Genomic DNA, 17,860 nt, shown 5'->3' with positions numbered 1-17,860 from the left:
TACGCTAGCCGGATGACAGAAAAAAGAAACGGTTCCAGGGGAAACTAGGGCACTATCCGTGCGTCGGCAAATGAACCGAGAAGGCGGCGCCCTTACCGACCTCGGATTTGATCGTCAGCCTGGCATTGTGGCGCGTCAGGATGTGCTTGACGATGGACAGGCCAAGGCCGGTGCCTTTCTGGGTCCGGCTGGTCTCGACATCGATGCGATAGAAGCGCTCGGTGATGCGCGGAATGTGCTCCTCGGGAATGCCGGGACCGAAATCCCGGATGGTGACGTCGATGCCGGGTTCGGAACCGTCATCAGCGTGCGCGATCGACACCACCACACGGCCGCCGGACTGGCCGTATTTGCAGGCGTTTTCCAGAAGATTCTCGAAAACCTGGAACAACTCGTCGCGATCGCCCGGCACATTGAGGGGTCCCTTGGCGAAATCGCGCTCGATGACGACGCTGTTTTCGTGGGCAAGCGGGGCCAGCGAATTGATGACACTGTCGACGGTCTGGCGCAGGTCGACCTCTGTTCCGGGCTTCAGATAGGGCTTCATCTCCAGCCGGGACAGCGACAGCAGGTCATCGATCAGGCGTGCCATGCGGCCGGTCTGGTTCTGCATGATCTGCAGGAACTGCTCGCGCGCCGCCGGGTCGTTGCGGGCCGGTCCGCGCAATGTTTCGATGAAACCAGCGATCGAGGCGAGCGGGGTGCGCAATTCGTGGCTGGCATTGGCGATGAAATCGGCGCGCATGCGGTCGATCCTGCGCGTTTCGCTCTGGTCCTTGAACACCAGCACATAGAGGTCGGTGCCGTGCCCGACCGACGACGCGCTGACCCGGTAGGCCCGTTCGACCGGCAGCTTTTCGGTATAGTCGACGACATCGGAGGCGATCGTGCCCGACAGCACGCTGTCGAGCAGGGTCTGCATTTCCGGCGCCCGGAATTTCAGCGGCAGCGACAGGCCCGGTGCGATGCCGCCGAAAGCGGCAAAGGCGGCAGCGTTGGCATGGACGATGGTGGCCGAGCGGTCGAAGATGATCAGCGGATCGGCGACGGCGGCCGCCAGATATTCGCCCGACAGGCGCTGCAGGCCGATCGCCTCGATCGCGGCGGCATTCTCACCGGACTGGCGCAGGCCGGTGGCCGGCAACAGCGCGGCAGCCAGCAGCAGAAGCAGGGCCGGCACCAGCACGTAGGCAGAGATCCCCGCGAAGGCAAAAGCGATTAGGATACCGATAACGCCAGCGACGAGCAGCCAGCGACTGTTCCACAGCCGGATGGCCATGGCTTGCGCCACACTTGCCTGCTCTGCGCTTTGCTCAGCCATCCCCGCGTCCTATAGCCCTCTCGGGCGCTGTCCGGCCGTATGGCAACTTCCTGCTAGACCGGCATGGAGGCTCCCAATAGCATGAGTCCGTAAGCTGGAAAGGGTTCGTCTCGATGAAAAAGGCCAAGGAAAATCCCGCAACGCCGACGTCAGGTCCGCTGAAGATCAGGATCGGGGGCAAGGAGCGGGAGTTCGACATCGAGAATCCCGAGCTCCCGGACTGGGTCGAGGACCACAAGCTGACCGCGGGCGGCTACCCCTACGACAAGAAGATGAACAGCGACGACTATAACGAGACGCTCGAGAAATTGCAGATCGAGCTGGTGAAGGCGCAGGCATGGCTGCAGGCGACCGGCAAGCGGGTGATGGCGCTGTTCGAGGGCCGCGACGCCGCCGGCAAGGGCGGCACGATCTTCGTGGTGCACCAGTATCTCAACCCGCGCACGGCGCGCAACGTGGCGCTGACCAAGCCGACCCCGCCCGAGCTGGGACAATGGTACTACCAGCGTTATGTCGACCATTTCCCGACGTCGGGCGAATTCGTCACCTTCGACCGCTCCTGGTACAACCGCGCCGGCGTCGAGCCGGTGATGGGCTTCTGCACGCCCGAACAGCACGAGAAGTTTCTCGACGAGACGCCACATTTCGAACGGATGATCGTCAACGACGACATCCATTTCTTCAAATTCTGGCTGAACATCGGTCGGGAAACGCAGCTGGAGCGTTTTCACGATCGCCGCTACAGCCCGCTGAAGAGCTGGAAGTTCTCGCCGATCGATGTCGCCGGCATCACCAAATGGGACGATTACACCAAGGCGCGCGACACCATGTTCGAGCGCACCCACAAGGCGTTCGCGCCATGGATCATCGTGCGGGCCAATGACAAGCGCCGCGCGCGGCTGGCGGTGATGCGGCGCATCCTGTTGTCGGTACCCTATGAGGGGCGTGATCTCGATATCATCGGCAAGGAAGACAAGAAGATCATCGGCGAAGGGCCGTCATTCCTAGGCAAGGAAGGCTAGGCCTTCTCGCGCCGCGCGGCCACCAGGCAGCGCGGCGCGTGGTTCTTGACGTCGTTGCTCAGGCCGCGAGCCGGGCGATCCGCTGCAGGCGCCGCAGCGTGGTGTCGTCCTGCAACGCCTGCTGGAACAGCGATATCTCCTGGTCGATGCGGTCGCACAGCGCGCCGGTATTGCCCTTGAGCAGGCCGCGGGTCTGCAGCAGGGCGGCAACCGGCTTCTTGGCGAGCTGCCTGGCGCGGCCGAGTGTCGCCTCCTCCACGCCGTCATGCACGATCTCGGCGACGAGGCCGAGTGCCCTGGCGTCCTCGGCGTGGAGCGTGTCGCCGAGGCAGAAGAAGCGGAAGGCGCCGGCATAGCCGAGCTTCTGCGGCGCCAGGATGCTGGTCGCCGCATCCGGCACAAGGCCGAAATCGACGAACGGCACCCTGAACGTGCTTTCATTCGAGGCGATCACCATGTCGCAGTGGAACAGGATGGTGCAGCCGACACCGACGGCATCGCCGTCGACGCAAGCGAGGATGGGCTTGGGGAATGTCGCCAGCGTGCGGAACATGTCGGTGACGGCGGCGATCAGCTTCTGGTGCTTGGTGGCGTCGAGGAATTCTGAAAAGTCGCCGCCGAGGCAGAAGCAGCCTGCCAGGCCACGCAGCACGACAACACGGACCTCGTCATTGTCGGCGGCTTCATGGAACGTCCTGGCAAGGCTTTCATAGGCCCTCCTGTCCAGCACCGGCCGGCCATCATTCGACGACACGGTGACGATCAGCGTGTGGTTGCGCAGTTCCGGTTGCGGGTGCGGGTTCATGGCGGTCTCCGACCTCATGACGCCCTCCTTTGGCCGAACATGTCGGGATATCCCCGGGCCAGGACGGGAGCGTGGTGGTTGCGGCGCGAACGCACAACGTCCAGCGTGTGCTCATTGAAGGAGAGCAGGGTCGCCACGACCTGCTGATTGCCGTAGGTGCGCTGATAGCCCAGCGGCGTCGCCAGGAAATGCAGCTGCAAGGCGCGCAGCACCCACATCGGCTCGAACTCGATGATCACCTTGTCGACACCGCGCTTCAGCCCCCACTCGACGAAGCCGGCGATCAATTCGGTACCAACGGTCGAGACGCCGCGACGGCCATCGCGAAAGCCGGGAGCCACCGCATAGCGGGTCAATTCCCAGATGTCGGGGCCCGATGGCGGCGTTCCTTCGGAAAGGTCGGTCAAGACCTCGGTCAGCAGATGGGGCCGCGTGGTCGGCAACATCCGCTGATAGCCCGCGACTTCGTTGCCTCTGATGACGATCTGATGCACCGCCTCGTCATGGTCGAACTGGTCGACCTCGAATCCGTCCGGGCGCCGCAGGTCCTCCCACCCCATTTCCTCGACAAATATCTGGTAGCGCAGGCGATGGACGGACTCCCAAAGGTCGGGACGTTCCATCAATTCTTGAGTTGTAAGACAAAAAAGCATGCCGTCGTCTCCTGGGTTTAAGAGGAAGATACGGCCGTGCTTCAACGAGAAAATTGCGTGATCACGTAGGCAAGAAATTCCAGGTCGGCACGGCCGACCTAGCTAATGTAGCCGCGCCTTATCGCTTCGGCGACCGCCTGGACCCGGTTGACGGCACCGAGTTTGCTTTTGGCGTTAAGAAGATGTTTCTCCGACGTGTGTTCGGAGATGCCGAGGATTTGCGAAATCTCCCATTCCGACTTGCCGACGGCGGCCCATTGCAGGCATTCGCGCTCGCGCGGGGTCAGTTCGATATGGTCGATGGTACTGGTCGCCATGGTGTGGATTTGCATGGCGCGGCCGACGGCATAGGTCGAGACCAGCGACACAAGGCCGAACTCGGCACCCGACAGCTGCACGGCCTCGCCACCCAGCGACACCATGACGATCTGGCCATCGAGTGTGATCAGCGGGAAGGCCAGCCCGTCGCGCAACTTGAAGGCGCCGGCATCGCCCATCACCTCATCGCTGCTCTTGTCGAAGCTAATGCCCTGGGCGGCTTCGCGCCACTGGAACGGCGCCTGCAGCTGCTTCATGTGGCTGACCACGGGATCGTGGTCGACATAGTTGCGCGCCACGTAGCGCTCCAGCCATTCGACGGGCCAGTCGCAAAGCAGGACATGTTGCTTCTGCTGCCCGCTCGGCGTGCCTGGCTGCGGAACGGTTCCCGCCATCAGCGCGGTCAGACCGAAATCCGATGTAATGCCCAGCAATTTCTCGCAAACCGCCGCCGCCGTTCCGGCGTGTTGCAGTTGGTCTATGTATTCCAGCGTACGATCAAATTGACCCATCGCAACATCAACCCCATGTTGCCTCATGCATTGAGATCAATGGTCCATGCGTTGTCTGCATTTCGCCACCGACCACGGATTGCAACACGCACATTCTCGGTTGTGGTTCTCGACCCTAATTCCCCAACCAGGGCAGCCACCGCTGTTTGCAAACGTGCTAAAGCATAGCCTGAAATTGGCGCGTTGAAATCAAAAACCATTGTGCCTGTACCATTTTCGTACCAAAACCGGTGCGAACACGAGTGCGGCGGAGTTCTATCGTGGCGTTCCAATGGAGGTTCCTGGTCCTGGCGTCGCTGCTGATCGCCGCCCTGCCACTGGCTCCTGGGGCGCGCGCGGCCGAACCGCAGGTACCAGTGTTGTGGGACGCCAAGGAACGGTTGCCGAAGCCCGACCTTTCGGCACTGCCACGGCTGCGATTCCTGACGACCACGGATTTTCCGCCCTTCAATTTCCTCGATGGCGCGGGAAAGCTGTCCGGTTTCCATATCGACCTGGCGCGCGCCATCTGCGCCGAACTCGGCATTGCCGACAAATGCCAGATCCAGGCATTGCCCTGGGGTGAGCTTGAAGGGGCGCTCGAGAAAGGCGAAGGCGAAGCGATCATCGCCGGCATCGCCGCGACGCCGCAATCGCGCCAGACATACGCCTTCTCGCGCTCCTATCTGCAGTTTCCGGCGCGCTTCATCACGCCGAAGAACAAGGCGTTTGCCGAACCGGTCTTCGACAAGCTGCGCAGCAAGCGCGTCGGCGTTCTCGCCGGCTCGGCGCATGAGCGCATGCTGCGCGACTATTTCAACACGATCCAAATCGTCTCCTTCGACGGACCGGAAGCCCTCTACGGCGATCTCAAGGCGGGCAAGATCGATGCCGCCTTCGGTGACGGCATGCGTTTCGCATTCTGGCTGGGCGGCTCGGATGCAGGCGGGTGCTGCCGTTTTGCCGGCGGTCCCTATCTGGCGCCCGAATATCTGGGCACGGGCATGGCTATCGCCACAAGGGCGGACAATCCGGCGCTGGCCGCCGCGATCGATTACGCGCTGCAGGAGATCTCGATGAAAGGCACCTTCGCCGAATTCTACCTGCGCTATTTTCCGGTCAGTTTTTTCTGATCCGGTCCCGGTCAGCTTTTTCTAGTGATGCTCAGGTCAGCGTGCGCAGCCGCGCCTTAGCCGCGCGGCCGATGGCGGCGACGGTCAGCGTGTCGAGATCGAGCTTGCGGCGGATCAACTGCAGCACGCGCACTTCCTCCATGCGCATTTCGAGATCGACGGCGGCCACTTCGAAGGCGGCGGCATACGCGGTGTCGCGCAGGCGCTCTGGCAGGGCTTCGGCAATTTGGGCCAGGACACCCTCGAGGCCATCCTTTTCATGCAGCAGCTTCTGGCAAGCCTGGGCGACGGGAACCAGGCGGTCCTGCTTGAAATCCTCGAACACCGGCCATGAGCGGACAACGTCGCCGATCCGGGCCAGTTCGACATCGGTCATGTCGCGGTCGGAGGCCGAGGTGATGACCATCAGGTAGATCAGGGCTTCATGCGGGGTCGGCGACGGCATTCTTTACTCCTTGAACGGGTTTCGAAGGTAGGAACGGGGGTCGAAGGTCGCAAGGAAAAAGCGCCCAACGCGTTGACGCTCCGGCCATGCGCGCCTAGAGGACCGGTTGAAAATCGACACTGCGACCATACCGGCGAACAATTTGGAAAACACGACCATGGCGGGATCAAACATAATCGATCTCAACCCCGAACTGCTGGCGGCGGCGGCCGAGAGCAAGGCATGGCCGTTCGAGGAAGCCAAAAAGATCATCGAGCGTTACAAAGCCAGCGACTTTCCCGAAACGATCCTGTTCGAGACCGGCTATGGCCCATCTGGCCTGCCGCATATCGGTACGTTCGGAGAGGTGGCGCGCACCTCGATGGTGCGCCATGCGTTCCGCGTGCTCACACAGGACAAGGTCGCCACCAAGCTGCTGTGCTTCTCCGACGATATGGATGGGATGCGCAAGATACCCGACAACGTGCCGGATCGCGCGGCACTCGAGCCGCATCTGCACAAGCCGCTGTCTTCGGTCCCCAATCCGTTCGGCGGCGACTATGCGAGCTTCGCCGACCACAACAATGCGATGCTCTGCCGCTTCCTCGATACGTTCGGCTTCGACTACGAATTCGCCAGCGCGACGCAGTACTACAAGTCAGGCCGTTTCGACGCGATGCTGCTGCGCGCCGCCGAACGCTACGACAAGATCATGGCGGTGATGCTGCCGACGCTCGGGCCGGAGCGGCAGGCGACCTACAGCCCGTTCCTGCCGATTTCCCCAAAGAGCGGCCGCGTGCTTTACGTGCCGATGAAGCATGTCGACGCCAAGGCCGGCACCATCACCTTCGACGACGAAGGCACCGAGACCACGCTTTCGATCACCGGCGGCCGGGTGAAGCTGCAGTGGAAGCCGGATTTCGGCATGCGCTGGGCAGCGCTTGGCGTCGATTTCGAGATGTTCGGCAAGGACCACCAGACCAACGCGGTGGTCTATGACCGCATCTGCAACATTCTGGGCGGGCGCGCGCCGGAGCATTTCGTCTACGAGCTGTTCCTCGACGAAAACGGCCAGAAGATCTCGAAGTCGAAGGGCAACGGCCTGACGATCGACGAGTGGCTGACCTATGCGCCGACCGAAAGTCTCGGGCTCTACATGTACCAGCGGCCGCGGCAGGCCAAGAAGCTCTATTTCGACGTCATTCCGAGGGCGGTGGACGAGTATTACACCTTCCTGGGCGCCTACCCCAGGCAGGACTGGAAGGAGCGGCTGGGCAATCCTGTCTGGCACATGCATGACGGCAACCCGCCAGCAATCGACATGCCGGTGCCGTTCTCGCTGCTGCTCAACCTGGTCAGCGCCTCCAATGCGCAGAACAAGGACGTGCTGTGGGGCTTCATCTCGCGCCATACGCAGGGCGTGACGCCAAAGACGCATCCCGAGCTCGACCAATTGGTCGGCCACGCGATCCGCTATTTCGACGATTTCGTGCGGCCGACGAAGACCTTCCGTGCGGCCGACGAGGTTGAGCGCGAGGCGCTTGAGGCCCTGGACGCGGCACTTGGTGCATTGCCGGCGGATGCCGGCGGCGAAGCGATCCAGAACGCTTCGCTCAACGTGGCGCGCAAGATCGAGCGCTATCAGGATCATTCCAAGCAGAGCCCGGAGGGTGGCCCGGGCGTTTCGGGCGCCTTCTTCCAGATGATCTATCAGGTGCTTATCGGCCAGGAACGCGGCCCGCGCTTCGGCTCGTTCGCCGCGCTCTACGGCGTCGCCGAGACCCGCGCGCTCATTCAGCAGGCGCTGGCTGGTCAGCTGGCTTGAGGGCGCCGTCGACCTCTTCCAGGATCGAACCCGGCGCCTGAGGCGCCGGGGCTGGCGCCGGCGGCACCGCCGAGATGCCGGCCAGGTTCGGCGCCGATCCGAAAATGCCCTTCTTTGCGCTTTGCGCCTTTTCACCGGCCTCGACATAGGGTCCGCCCTTGGCGGCACGCGCCCAGCCATTGTCGACCAGCCATTGGCCGACGTCCTGCTTGCCGATCCGGCATTCCGCCGCGATGCGGTCGCGTCCGCCTTCGGGCGGCACCGTGCAGACCACGGCGCGGCCGCGCAGGAAGGAGCGGAACGCCGTGCGCGCACGGATACCGCACGGCCATGACTTGCCGTCGGTGGTGCAGGTCTCGTCCTGCCCGACGACATCGATGCCGGAGATCGCGACCGAATAGCCTTTCGCCTCGATCAGGCCGGCGGCGGTCGCGACCGGCTGGAACAGCTTCGTGCCATTCCAGTCATCGGGCATCTTCGGCTTGGGCGGCATGGCCAGCGCCAGCTTGCTCAGAGGCTGGCGCGGCTCGACCCGCTCGAGTTCCCCGGTGGGCAGTTCCGGCGGCGCGACGACATCCGGATCGATCGCCCGCGAATGCGCCGCCGGCTTTGGCGGCGGCGGAGCGGCGGGCGCGGGAATAGCTGAGGTGGCTGGTTCGTCAGACCCGGCATCGGTGCCGGCCTGAGAGATCGTGTCCACGCCGGGATCGATCTGATCCACCGCGACGGTGCTTTGGCTTCCTTTCAGCGTGCGGCCGCCGGCGACAACCAGGGCCGCCATCACCGGGACCATCAGAACCGCCACAATGAGATGAGGAAACCGCACCAGCCCGACCTACTGGCTTGCCCAGACAATCCGCGCCACCCATTCGACCTCGCGCATGGGAATGTCGCGGTCGGGATGATCGGGATTGAGTGAGACCAGCGCGATCGACTTGACGGTCTGGCGCTCGAGTACCTTGGCCATCACCTCGCCCGATGTGGTCTTGACGACGACCCGATCGCCCTTGCGGGTGATAGCGCCCGGCTCGACGATGAGGACGTCGCCATTGCGATAGAGCGGCAGCATGGAATCGCCCTGCACCTGCAGCGCATAGGAGCTCTCGGTCGATTGCGCCGGCAGTTCGACCAGATCCCAGCCCTGCCCGGCCGGAAAGCCGGCATCGTCGAAGAAGCCGCCGGCGCCGGCCTGGGCAAAGCCGAGCAACGGCACGGAACGCCTGTGGGCGGGCGCGGCGGCCATGCGGCCTTCGATCAGCCCGGTGAATTCGTCGAGCGAGGCACCCGTCGCCTCGATGATCTTGGCCAGTGATTCGGTCGAGGGCCAGCGCGGCCGGCCATCCGAGGACAGACGTTTCGACTTGTTGAAGGCGGTCGAATCGAGGCCCGCGCGCCTTGCCAGACCTGACGCCGAAAGCGAATAGCGCTCGGCAAGAGCATCGATGGCGGCCCAAACGCGGTCGTGCGAGAGCATGTCGTGCTCTCCTTCCAGACAGGAAAAAATGCCTCTCCTGTCTAACCCGCAACCGCCGGCATGTCCACCGCGCAGGCGACGGAGCACGAACAAAACTGTGCCGCAACGACAGTGCCGCACACTGTCCGGACGCGGCTTCAGGCGGGTCCTTTGGCCTGGCGGCGCAGGGCTTGGTGAGATTCCATGAACAGCCGCTCCGCCTCGGTCGGCGGACGCGGGTTCACCGAGCGACCAAGCGCGGCGACGACCTCGTCGATATCGAGAAAGCGGCGCGCCTTGCGATCGTAGACGCCTGCGGTCGTCAGGATCAAGGCAGCAGTCTCGCCATTGTCGAAGACGAAACGGTGCTTGCCGATGACCTGTCTGCCTTCCCAGGTTTCGATGGAAGACACCACTTCGAAGCGGCGCCACAGCCTGATCTCGCGTGCGTAGACCGCCTGCAGCCCGCCCATCATAGGCGCCCAGCCATTCTTGCGCGCCAGCGTGATCAGGCCGGCACGGACGAACAGGTCGATCCGGCCGAGATCGGCCAGCATCATGTAGCGCGCATTGTTGAGGTGGACGTTGAAATCGATGTCGGTCGGCAGGCAGCGAAAGGCCAGGCGGCTTTCACCGCCCATCATATAGGGGCCACGGCTTCGCGCCGTGGCCAGCATGCGCGCCATGCGCGCCCAGACATACATGACCCGGCGTCAGGCGGCCTGTTTCACGTCGCCCTTGGCGTAGGGATCGAAGCGCTGGTAGAAGGTTTCGCCCTTTTCGGCCATGTCGAGTAGCAGCTTGGGCGCCTTGAACTCGGCGCCGTATTTCTTCTGCAATCCCTTGGCGATCTTGACGAATTCCTTGGCGCCGATGCCGTCGATATAGGACAGCGCGCCACCAGTGTAGGGCGCGAAGCCGAAGGCCAGGATCGAGCCGACATCGGCCTCGCGCGGATCGGTGACGATGCCTTCCTCCATCACCCGCGCCGCTTCCAGCGCGATGGTGACCAGCAGCCGCTGCTGCAGTTCCTCGTAATCGACCTTCTCGGGCGCAAGCTGCGTATAGAGGTCCTTCAGTCCCGGCCACAGCTTCTTCTTGGCGGGCTTGGCGGGATAGTCATAAAAACCCTTGCCGTTCTTGCGGCCGAAGCGGCCATGGTCGTCGACCATGGTGTTGATCAGCGCCATCTGCTTGGGATCGACGGCCTTGTCGCCGAGATCCCTGATGGTCTGCTTCATGATCTTCTGGGCGAGGTCGATCGCCGTCTCGTCGGTCAGCGCCAGGGGACCGACGGGCATGCCGGCGGCCTTCGCCGCATTCTCGATCATCGGCGCGGGCACGCCCTCGATCAGCATCTTGTAGGCTTCCGACATGTAGCGCAGCACGCAGCGGTTGACGTAGAAGCCGCGCGTGTCGTTGACGACGATCGGCGTCTTCTTGATGGCGCGGACGAAATCGATCGCGGTCGCCAGCGCCTTGTCGCCGGTCTTCTTGCCCAAAATGATCTCGACCAGCATCATCTTGTCGACCGGCGAGAAGAAGTGGATGCCGACGAAATTCTTCGGCCGGGCCGAATTCTTCGCCAGCGACGTGATCGGAATGGTCGAGGTGTTCGACGCGAAGATCGCGGACGACTTCAGCGCGGCTTCCGCCTGTTCGGTGGCTGCCTTCTTGACGGCCGAATCCTCGAACACCGCCTCGACCACCAAGTCGCAGCCGGCAAGATCGGCATAGTCGGCTGTCGGCGTGATCAGCGACAGGAGCTTGTCCTTCTCCTCCGGCTTGGCGCGGCCCTTCTTGACCTGATCCGAGACCAGGCTGTCTGAATGCGCCTTGCCCTTTTCGGCCGACTCCATGTCGCGGTCGAGCAGCACCACCGGGATGCCGGCCTTGGCCGTGACATAGGCGATACCGGCGCCCATGAAGCCGGCGCCGAGAATGCCGATCTTCTTGAATTTGGTTTCCGGCACGCCGGCCGGGCGGCGGGCGCCCTTGTTCAGTTCCTGCAGCGAGACGAACAGCGAGCGGATCATCGCCGCCGCTTCCCTGGTCTGCATGATCTCGGTGAAATAGCGCTGTTCGATCCTGAGCGCGGTGTCGAACGGCACCAGCAGGCCCTCATAGACGCATTTCAGGATGGCGGCGGCGGCCGGATAATTGCCATAGGTCTCGCGACGCAGGATGGCGATAGCCGGCGGCCAGAGATTGAAGCCGGCCGGCGAATAGATCTGACCGCCAGGCAGCTTGAAACCCTTCTCGTCCCAGGGCTGGACGGCTTTCAGTCCGTTCCTGATCATGGCCTTTGCCGTCTCGACCAGCTTGGCCGGCTCGGCGATCTCATGGATCAGGCCCATGGCCTTCGCCTTCTGCGGCGACAGATTCTGGCCGGAGGTCAGCATCTGCAACGCCTGCTGCTGATCGGTCAGCCGCGGCACGCGCTGGGTGCCGCCGGCGCCGGGGAAGATGCCGACCTTGACCTCCGGCAAGGCCATCTTGACCTTGTCTGAATCAGCGGCGACGCGACCGTGGCAGGCCAGCGACAATTCGAAGGCGCCACCCATGCAGGTGCCGTTGATCGCCGATACCCAGGGTTTGCCTGATGTTTCGAGCTTGCGCCACAGGCCGCCCATACGGCCGGCATTGTCGAACAGCAGCTTTGCCGCCTTCTGCGGGTCCTTGGTCTTTTCCCTGGCGAACACGGCAAGCATCTTCTGCAACATGGTGAGATCAGCGCCGCCGGAGAAGCTGTCCTTGCCCGAGGTGATCACCGCACCCTTGATGCCGGCGTCGGCCACCACCTGGTCGATGATCTTGTCGAGTTCGCCCATCACCTCCTCGGTGAACACGTTCATCGAGCGATCCGGCATGTTCCAGGTGACGAGCGCAATGCCGTCGGCGTCGGTGTCGAGGGTGAAATTGATGTAGCTCATTGTTCTCTCCCCGTCAGACGCGTTCGATGATCGTAGCGGTGCCCATGCCGGCGCCGATGCACAGCGTGACCAGCGCGGTGTTCAGATCGCGGCGCTCGAGTTCGTCCAGCACCGTGCCGAAGATCATCGCGCCGGTGGCGCCGAGCGGATGGCCCATGGCGATGGCGCCGCCATTGACGTTGATCTTGTCGTGCGGGATGTCGAAGGCCTGCATGTAGCGCAGCACGACCGAGGCGAAGGCCTCGTTGAGCTCGAACAGGTCGATGTCCGACAGCTTCATCTTGGCGCGCTTCAGGAGCTTATCGGTAACGTCGACCGGGCCGGTGAGCATCAGCACCGGCTCGGAGCCGATATTGGCGAAGGTGCGGATGCGGGCGCGGGGCTTGAGGCCCATGGCCTTGCCGGCCTTCTTCGAGCCGAGCAGCACGGCCGCCGCGCCATCGACGATGCCGGACGAATTGCCGGCGTGATGGACGTGGTTGACCTCTTCCACCTCGGGGTGCTTCTGCACCGCGACCGCGTCGAAGCCGCCCATTTCGCCGGGCATGACGAAGGATGGGTTGAGCGATGCCAGCGACTGCATGTCGGTCGAAGGCCGCATGTGCTCGTCATGGTCGAGTATGGTCAGGCCGTTCTGATCCCTGATCGGAATGACCGAATTCTTGAAGCGGCCGTCGGCCCAGGATTTGGCGGCGCGCTTCTGGCTCTCGACCGCATAGGCGTCGACGTCGTCGCGTGAGAAACCGTATTTGGTGGCGATCAGGTCGGCCGAAATGCCTTGCGGCACGAACCAGCCAGGCAGGCCGACCGAAGGATCCATGAACCAGGCACCGCCGGAGGCACCCATGCCGACGCGCGACATTGATTCGACGCCACCGGCGATGACGATCTCGTCGGCGCCCTGCGCGATCTTGGCGGCGCCGAAATTGATGGCGTCGAGACCCGAGGCGCAGAAGCGCGAGATCTGCATTCCGGGCGCCTTGGTGTCGTAGCCGGCCTCGAAGGCGGCGGCGCGTGGAATGACCGAACCCGCCTCGCCGACCGGATCGACGCAGCCGAAGATGATGTCGTCGACGGTGCCGGTGTCCAGCCCGTTGCGGTCGCGCAGCGCTTCCAGCGTCTTTGCGGCAAGCCGCACCGCCGGCACTTCATGCAGCGATCCATCCTTCTTGCCCTTGCCGCGCGGCGTGCGCACGGCGTCATAGACGTAAGCCTCAGCCATTTTCGTGCTCCTTGGGTTTGCCGGTCGCCGCTCTCAGAGCGAGCGGCCGATCAGCAATTTCATGATCTCGTTGGTGCCGCCGTAGATGCGCTGGACGCGAGCGTCGCGGAACATGCGGGCGATCGGGTATTCATTCATGTAGCCATAGCCGCCGTGCAGTTGAAGGCATTCGTCGACGACTTTTCCCTGCAGGTCGGAGAGCCAGTATTTCGCCATCGAGGCCGTCACCGGGTCGAGGCCGCCATTGATGTGGCGCGTGACGCAGTCATTGTAGAAGACGCGGCCGATGGTCGCCTCGGTCTTGAGCTCGGCCAGTTTGAACTGGGTGTTCTGGAAGTCGATGATCGCCTTGCCGAAAGCCTTGCGCTCCTTGACGTAGTCGATGGTCAGCGCCAGCGCGCGCTCGATCATGGCGATGGCGCCGGTGCCGATCTGCAGCCGCTCCTGCGGCAATTGCTGCATCAGCTGGATGAAGCCCTGCCCTTCCTCGTGGCCGAGCAAATTCGAGGTCGGGACGCGCACGTCGTTGAAGAACAGTTCCGACGTATCGTTGGCCTTCAGGCCAATCTTGTCGAGGTTGCGGCCGCGCTCAAAACCTTCGACCTCGTCGGTCTCGACGATAATCAGCGAGGTGCCCTTGGCGCCCTTTTCCGGATCGGTCTTGGTGACGACGATGATGAAGTTGGCCAGCTGGCCGTTGGTGATGAAGGTCTTGGACCCATTGATCCTGTACTGGTTGCCGTCCTTCTCGGCCCGCGTCTTGACGCCTTGCAGGTCGGAACCGGCGCCCGGTTCGGTCATGGCGATGGCGCCGATGAGCTCGCCGGTGGCGAGCTTCGGCAGCCACTTCTTCTTCTGCTCTTGCGAACCGTAGTGAAGGATGTAAGGCGCGACGATCGAATTGTGCAGGCCGATGCCAAAACCGTCGACACCGACATGGCCGATGGCCTCGATGATGGCGCTCTCATGCGCGAAGGTGCCGCCGGAGCCGCCATATTCCTCCGGCATCGAGGCGCAGAGCAGCCCAGCGGCGCCGGCCTTCAGCCAGCTTTCGCGGTCGACCATCTCGTTCTTCTCGAACTCGTCGTAGCGCGGCGCGATCTCCTCCGACATGAAGCGGGTTGCCATGTCGTAGAGCATGCCGACCTCGTCCGCCGCCCAGGCGGGCTTGGGAAGGCCAAGTATTTCGGCGGGGCTGGTCATTTGGATATGGTACTCCTCCCAGAGCGCATCGTCAGCGTTAAGGCCGGCGCACGTCACGCTCGCCTCAACCGACCCTCCCCCGAGGGAGGAGGGCAACCATCTTTAGAACGCTTCCGCGGGCAGGGCCATCAGCGTGTCCGCACCACTCGAAATACGGGCGAGATGGGCCGACGTCTCCGGCATGATCCGCTCCATGAAGAAGCGCGCCGTCACCACCTTGTTGTCATAGAAGGACTGGGTGCCGTTGGCGCCGGTCTTGCCCTGAGCTGCCTTGGCCATCTGCGCCCACATGTAGCCCAGCGCCACAAGGCCGAAGAGATGCATGTAGTCGGTCGAGGCCGCGCCGGCATTGTCGGGCTTGGCCATGCCGTTCTGCACCAGCCACATAGTCGCCGCCTGCAGATCATTGAGGCCCTTCTTCAACCCCTTGGTGAAGGGCGCCATCTTCTCGTCGGCGCGGTTTTCCTCGCAGAATTCGCCGACCTCCTTGAAGAAGGCCTGGATGGCGCGGCCGCCATTCAGGCCGAGCTTGCGGCCGACGAGGTCGAGCGCCTGGATGCCGTTGGCGCCCTCATAGATCATGGCGATGCGGGCATCGCGCACGAACTGGCTCATGCCGTGCTCTTCGATATAGCCGTGACCGCCGAATACCTGCTGGGCCATGACGGCGTGGTCAAAACCCTTGTCGGTGAGCACGCCCTTGACCACCGGCGTCATCAGGCCGGTGTAGTCGTCGGCCGCTTGGCGGTCCTTGTCGTCTGCGGAGCGATGCGCGATGTCGGACTTGATCGCCGTCCACAGCGCCAGCGCGCGACCGGCCTCGTTGAAGGCCTTCATGGTCATCAAAGAGCGACGGATGTCGGGATGGACGATGATCGGGTCGGCCTTCTTGTCCGGCGCCTTGGCGCCCGACAGCGAACGGCCCTGCAAGCGGTCCTTGGCGTAGGCGACGGCGTTCTGGTAGGCGATCTCCGACAGCGAAAGCCCTTGCAGGCCGACGCCGAGGCGGGCCTCGTTCATCATCGTGAACATCGCCTTGAGGCCGCCATTCTCCTCACCGAGCAGCGTGCCTTCGGCCTCGTCATAGTTCATGACGCAGGTCGAATTGCCGTGGATGCCCATCTTCTCCTCGATCGAGCCACAGGAGAGCGTGTTGCGTTCGCCCGGATTGCCCGAAGCATCGAGCTTGAGCTTCGGCACGATGAACAGCGAAATGCCCTTGACGCCTTCCGGCGCGCCCTCGATGCGGGCCAGCACGAGATGGACGATGTTGTCCGACATGTCGTGTTCGCCGGCCGAGATGAAAATCTTCTGGCCCGAGATCTTGTAGGTGCCGTCGCCGTTCGGCACCGCCTTGGTGCGCAGCAGGCCGAGATCGGTGCCGCAATGCGGTTCGGTCAGGTTCATGGTGCCGGTCCAAGAGCCCTCGACCATCTTCGGCAGCCATTTGGCCTTCTGCTCGTCGGTGCCGTGGGTGATGATCGCCGCGATGGCGCCCTGGGTCAGGCCCGGATACATCATCAGCGACATGTTGGCCGAGACCATATATTCAGCGACGGCGGTGTGCACGGCATAGGGCAGGCCCTGGCCGCCGAACTCGACCGGCGCCGCCAGCCCCATCCAGCCGCCTTCGCGATACTGGTCGAAGGCCTCCTTGAAGCCTTTGGGCGTGGTCACCGAGCCGTCGTCGTGACGCACACAGCCTTCCATGTCGCCGACACGGTTGAGCGGATGCATGACGTTTTCGGCGAGCTTGGCGCCTTCAGCCAGAATCGCTTCCAGCACGTCCGGCGTCGCGTCGGCAAATCCGGGAAGGTTCGAATAGCGCTGATAGCCCAGCACATCATTGAGTACGAACAGCGTATCCTGGACCGGAGCCCTGTATGTCGGCATGCTTTTTCTCCACCCTGCGGACCTGGTCCGAAAGCCCCCGAATTCATGTCAGGGCAGCATGCGGACCCGTGTTGAAGCCGGGATAGCAAAAATTGACGTTTGCGTAAACGTCAATTTTTTCGATGCGACAAGATTTCCCCCCCAGCCCAGCTTGGTTAAGCTGGCGGCGCGACGCCATGCAGGCCAGCGCCGAGGGAACCAGTTGGGCAGACGCAGGCAACGAAAAAGCCGCGCGGCAGAGCCACGCGGCTTTGATGGTCGAGACTCCGACGGGGTCGGAACCGGTAGATTGCTTTAGCTCGCGACGCTCGCCTGCGGCGCCGTGCGCTCGGCCAACATTTGGCGCACCGCCGACATCGAGCCCGAGAGCTCGTTGATGGCGTCGTCGATCAGCGCCCGCTGCTTCTGCAGGCGGGCGAGCTGCTTCTCCGATTTGTCCAGCGCCAGCCGCAGCTGCTTGGTGTTGGAACCGGTCGGATCATAGAGATCCATCATCTGCTTGACGTCGCGCAGCGAGAAACCGACCTTGCGGCCGAGCAGGATCAGCTTCAGCCGGGCCTTGTCGCGGCGCGTGTAGAGACGGGTGGAGCCGTCGCGCTGCGGGTTGAGCAGGCCCTTGTCTTCGTAGAAACGCAGCGTGCGCAGCGTCACGCCGTATTTCTTGGCCATTTCGCCGATGCGGGCGAGGTCCTCACCGGCTTCGACAGATACATTATTGGTATTGGCCGCGGTCTCGCCGGCCGAGATAAGCTTCATGGTCACTGGCTTTCCCCGTCTGGTGGCGTCGCGGTCCTGGACCATGCGTCGCCTGACTGGAAGCGGGGGCGTGCTTCCGGCCGTGGTTTCGACAAACAAAATCGCAAACAGCACACTCAAATGCGCCTTTTACGTTTACGTCAATTCTATACCGATAGCCGCCTCATGACGCAAGGGGCGTTCTGTGAAGGTGCTTTATGCCGCACCGTGAAAGCGAGAGCTAACTTCCTTCCAACTTCTTAAGCTTGGTTAACGCGTTGTTTACCACGTTGGGGGAAATGTGGGCGCGTCGGCTACCCGTGTTTATCCTGTATCGAATTTTTCACGGTTTTTCGGAGCGCGGGTGAAACCCCGGGAAGCTTGTCTTCCACCGTGGAAGCGCGGTCGCCTTCGTTCCGGCAGGGACTT

At 63.1% G+C, this 17,860-nt stretch carries 16 protein-coding genes; 3 read left to right on the top strand and 13 right to left on the bottom strand.

What is annotated here, in order from left to right:
- Positions 1-52: 52 nt before the first annotated feature.
- Positions 53-1,321: an ATP-binding protein gene (locus ACLGL5_RS10825; RefSeq protein ID WP_494372903.1), complete on the bottom strand. Its 1,269-nt coding sequence runs from the start codon at positions 1,319-1,321 to the stop codon at positions 53-55.
- 113 nt (positions 1,322-1,434) lie between these two features.
- Here ACLGL5_RS10825 and ppk2 point away from each other — a divergent pair, with 113 nt between their 5' ends.
- Positions 1,435-2,343, top strand: a complete 909-nt coding sequence (ppk2, locus tag ACLGL5_RS10820; protein ID WP_019863134.1) for a polyphosphate kinase 2 — start codon at positions 1,435-1,437, stop codon at positions 2,341-2,343.
- 58 nt (positions 2,344-2,401) lie between these two features.
- Here the strand turns inward: ppk2 and ACLGL5_RS10815 are convergent, their stop codons facing one another.
- From ACLGL5_RS10815 to ACLGL5_RS10805, 3 genes are all read right to left on the bottom strand, one after another.
- On the bottom strand, positions 2,402-3,166 hold the full coding sequence (locus ACLGL5_RS10815; RefSeq protein WP_019863133.1) for an enoyl-CoA hydratase-related protein: 765 nt from the start codon (positions 3,164-3,166) through the stop codon (positions 2,402-2,404).
- Complete coding sequence (locus ACLGL5_RS10810; protein ID WP_064984659.1) at positions 3,163-3,801, bottom strand: acyl-homoserine-lactone synthase; 639 nt, start codon at positions 3,799-3,801, stop codon at positions 3,163-3,165. Before ACLGL5_RS10810 ends, ACLGL5_RS10815 begins: the two co-directional genes overlap by 4 nt.
- A 98-nt stretch (positions 3,802-3,899) precedes the next feature.
- A complete protein-coding gene (locus ACLGL5_RS10805; protein ID WP_019863131.1) occupies positions 3,900-4,631 on the bottom strand; it encodes a helix-turn-helix transcriptional regulator in 732 nt (243 codons plus the stop codon).
- Between the two features lie 299 nt (positions 4,632-4,930).
- Between ACLGL5_RS10805 and ACLGL5_RS10800 the strand changes: the two genes are divergently transcribed.
- Positions 4,931-5,743 (top strand): ABC transporter substrate-binding protein, encoded by an 813-nt coding sequence (locus tag ACLGL5_RS10800; protein WP_494372951.1) that lies wholly within the window; start codon positions 4,931-4,933, stop codon positions 5,741-5,743.
- A gap of 31 nt (positions 5,744-5,774) precedes the next feature.
- Here ACLGL5_RS10800 and ACLGL5_RS10795 read toward each other — a convergent pair whose 3' ends face one another.
- The gene (locus tag ACLGL5_RS10795) at positions 5,775-6,188 is read right to left on the bottom strand and encodes a tellurite resistance TerB family protein (protein ID WP_038644445.1); all 414 of its coding nucleotides are present in this window, start codon (positions 6,186-6,188) and stop codon (positions 5,775-5,777) included.
- Positions 6,189-6,345: 157 nt separating this feature from the next.
- On the opposite strand from ACLGL5_RS10795, the gene ACLGL5_RS10790 reads away from it, so the two are divergent.
- Positions 6,346-7,992, top strand: a complete 1,647-nt coding sequence (locus ACLGL5_RS10790; RefSeq protein ID WP_020629132.1) for a lysine--tRNA ligase — start codon at positions 6,346-6,348, stop codon at positions 7,990-7,992.
- Here ACLGL5_RS10790 and ACLGL5_RS10785 read toward each other — a convergent pair.
- From ACLGL5_RS10785 to ACLGL5_RS10750, 8 genes are all read right to left on the bottom strand, one after another.
- Positions 7,958-8,818: a thermonuclease family protein gene (locus tag ACLGL5_RS10785; RefSeq protein WP_348628491.1), complete on the bottom strand. Its 861-nt coding sequence runs from the start codon at positions 8,816-8,818 to the stop codon at positions 7,958-7,960. The two genes, ACLGL5_RS10790 and ACLGL5_RS10785, sit on opposite strands and share 35 nt — an antisense overlap.
- A 9-nt stretch (positions 8,819-8,827) precedes the next feature.
- Positions 8,828-9,466: a S24 family peptidase gene (locus ACLGL5_RS10780; RefSeq protein WP_019863126.1), complete on the bottom strand. Its 639-nt coding sequence runs from the start codon at positions 9,464-9,466 to the stop codon at positions 8,828-8,830.
- A 137-nt stretch (positions 9,467-9,603) separates the two neighbouring features.
- Positions 9,604-10,149, bottom strand: a complete 546-nt coding sequence (locus ACLGL5_RS10775) for a thioesterase family protein (RefSeq protein WP_019863125.1) — start codon at positions 10,147-10,149, stop codon at positions 9,604-9,606.
- Positions 10,150-10,158: 9 nt separating this feature from the next.
- On the bottom strand, positions 10,159-12,378 hold the full coding sequence (locus ACLGL5_RS10770) for a 3-hydroxyacyl-CoA dehydrogenase NAD-binding domain-containing protein (protein ID WP_069090957.1): 2,220 nt from the start codon (positions 12,376-12,378) through the stop codon (positions 10,159-10,161).
- Positions 12,379-12,391: 13 nt separating this feature from the next.
- Positions 12,392-13,600 carry an acetyl-CoA C-acetyltransferase gene (locus ACLGL5_RS10765; protein ID WP_069090956.1) on the bottom strand — a complete coding sequence of 403 codons (1,209 nt, stop codon included), beginning with the start codon at positions 13,598-13,600 and terminating at the stop codon, positions 12,392-12,394.
- 33 nt (positions 13,601-13,633) lie between these two features.
- Entirely contained in the window at positions 13,634-14,803 is a 1,170-nt protein-coding gene (locus ACLGL5_RS10760) for an acyl-CoA dehydrogenase family protein (protein ID WP_027047733.1), read from the bottom strand.
- 102 nt (positions 14,804-14,905) lie between these two features.
- Positions 14,906-16,696 carry an acyl-CoA dehydrogenase gene (locus ACLGL5_RS10755; protein ID WP_019863121.1) on the bottom strand — a complete coding sequence of 597 codons (1,791 nt, stop codon included), beginning with the start codon at positions 16,694-16,696 and terminating at the stop codon, positions 14,906-14,908.
- 294 nt (positions 16,697-16,990) lie between these two features.
- Positions 16,991-17,452: a MerR family transcriptional regulator gene (locus ACLGL5_RS10750; protein ID WP_081296132.1), complete on the bottom strand. Its 462-nt coding sequence runs from the start codon at positions 17,450-17,452 to the stop codon at positions 16,991-16,993.
- Between the last annotated feature and the right edge of the window lie 408 nt (positions 17,453-17,860).

Source organism: Mesorhizobium sp. U510 (assembly GCF_059180695.1).
The sequence above is the reverse complement of the archived record's forward strand: the minus strand, read 5'-3'. Positions and strand labels throughout refer to the sequence as shown.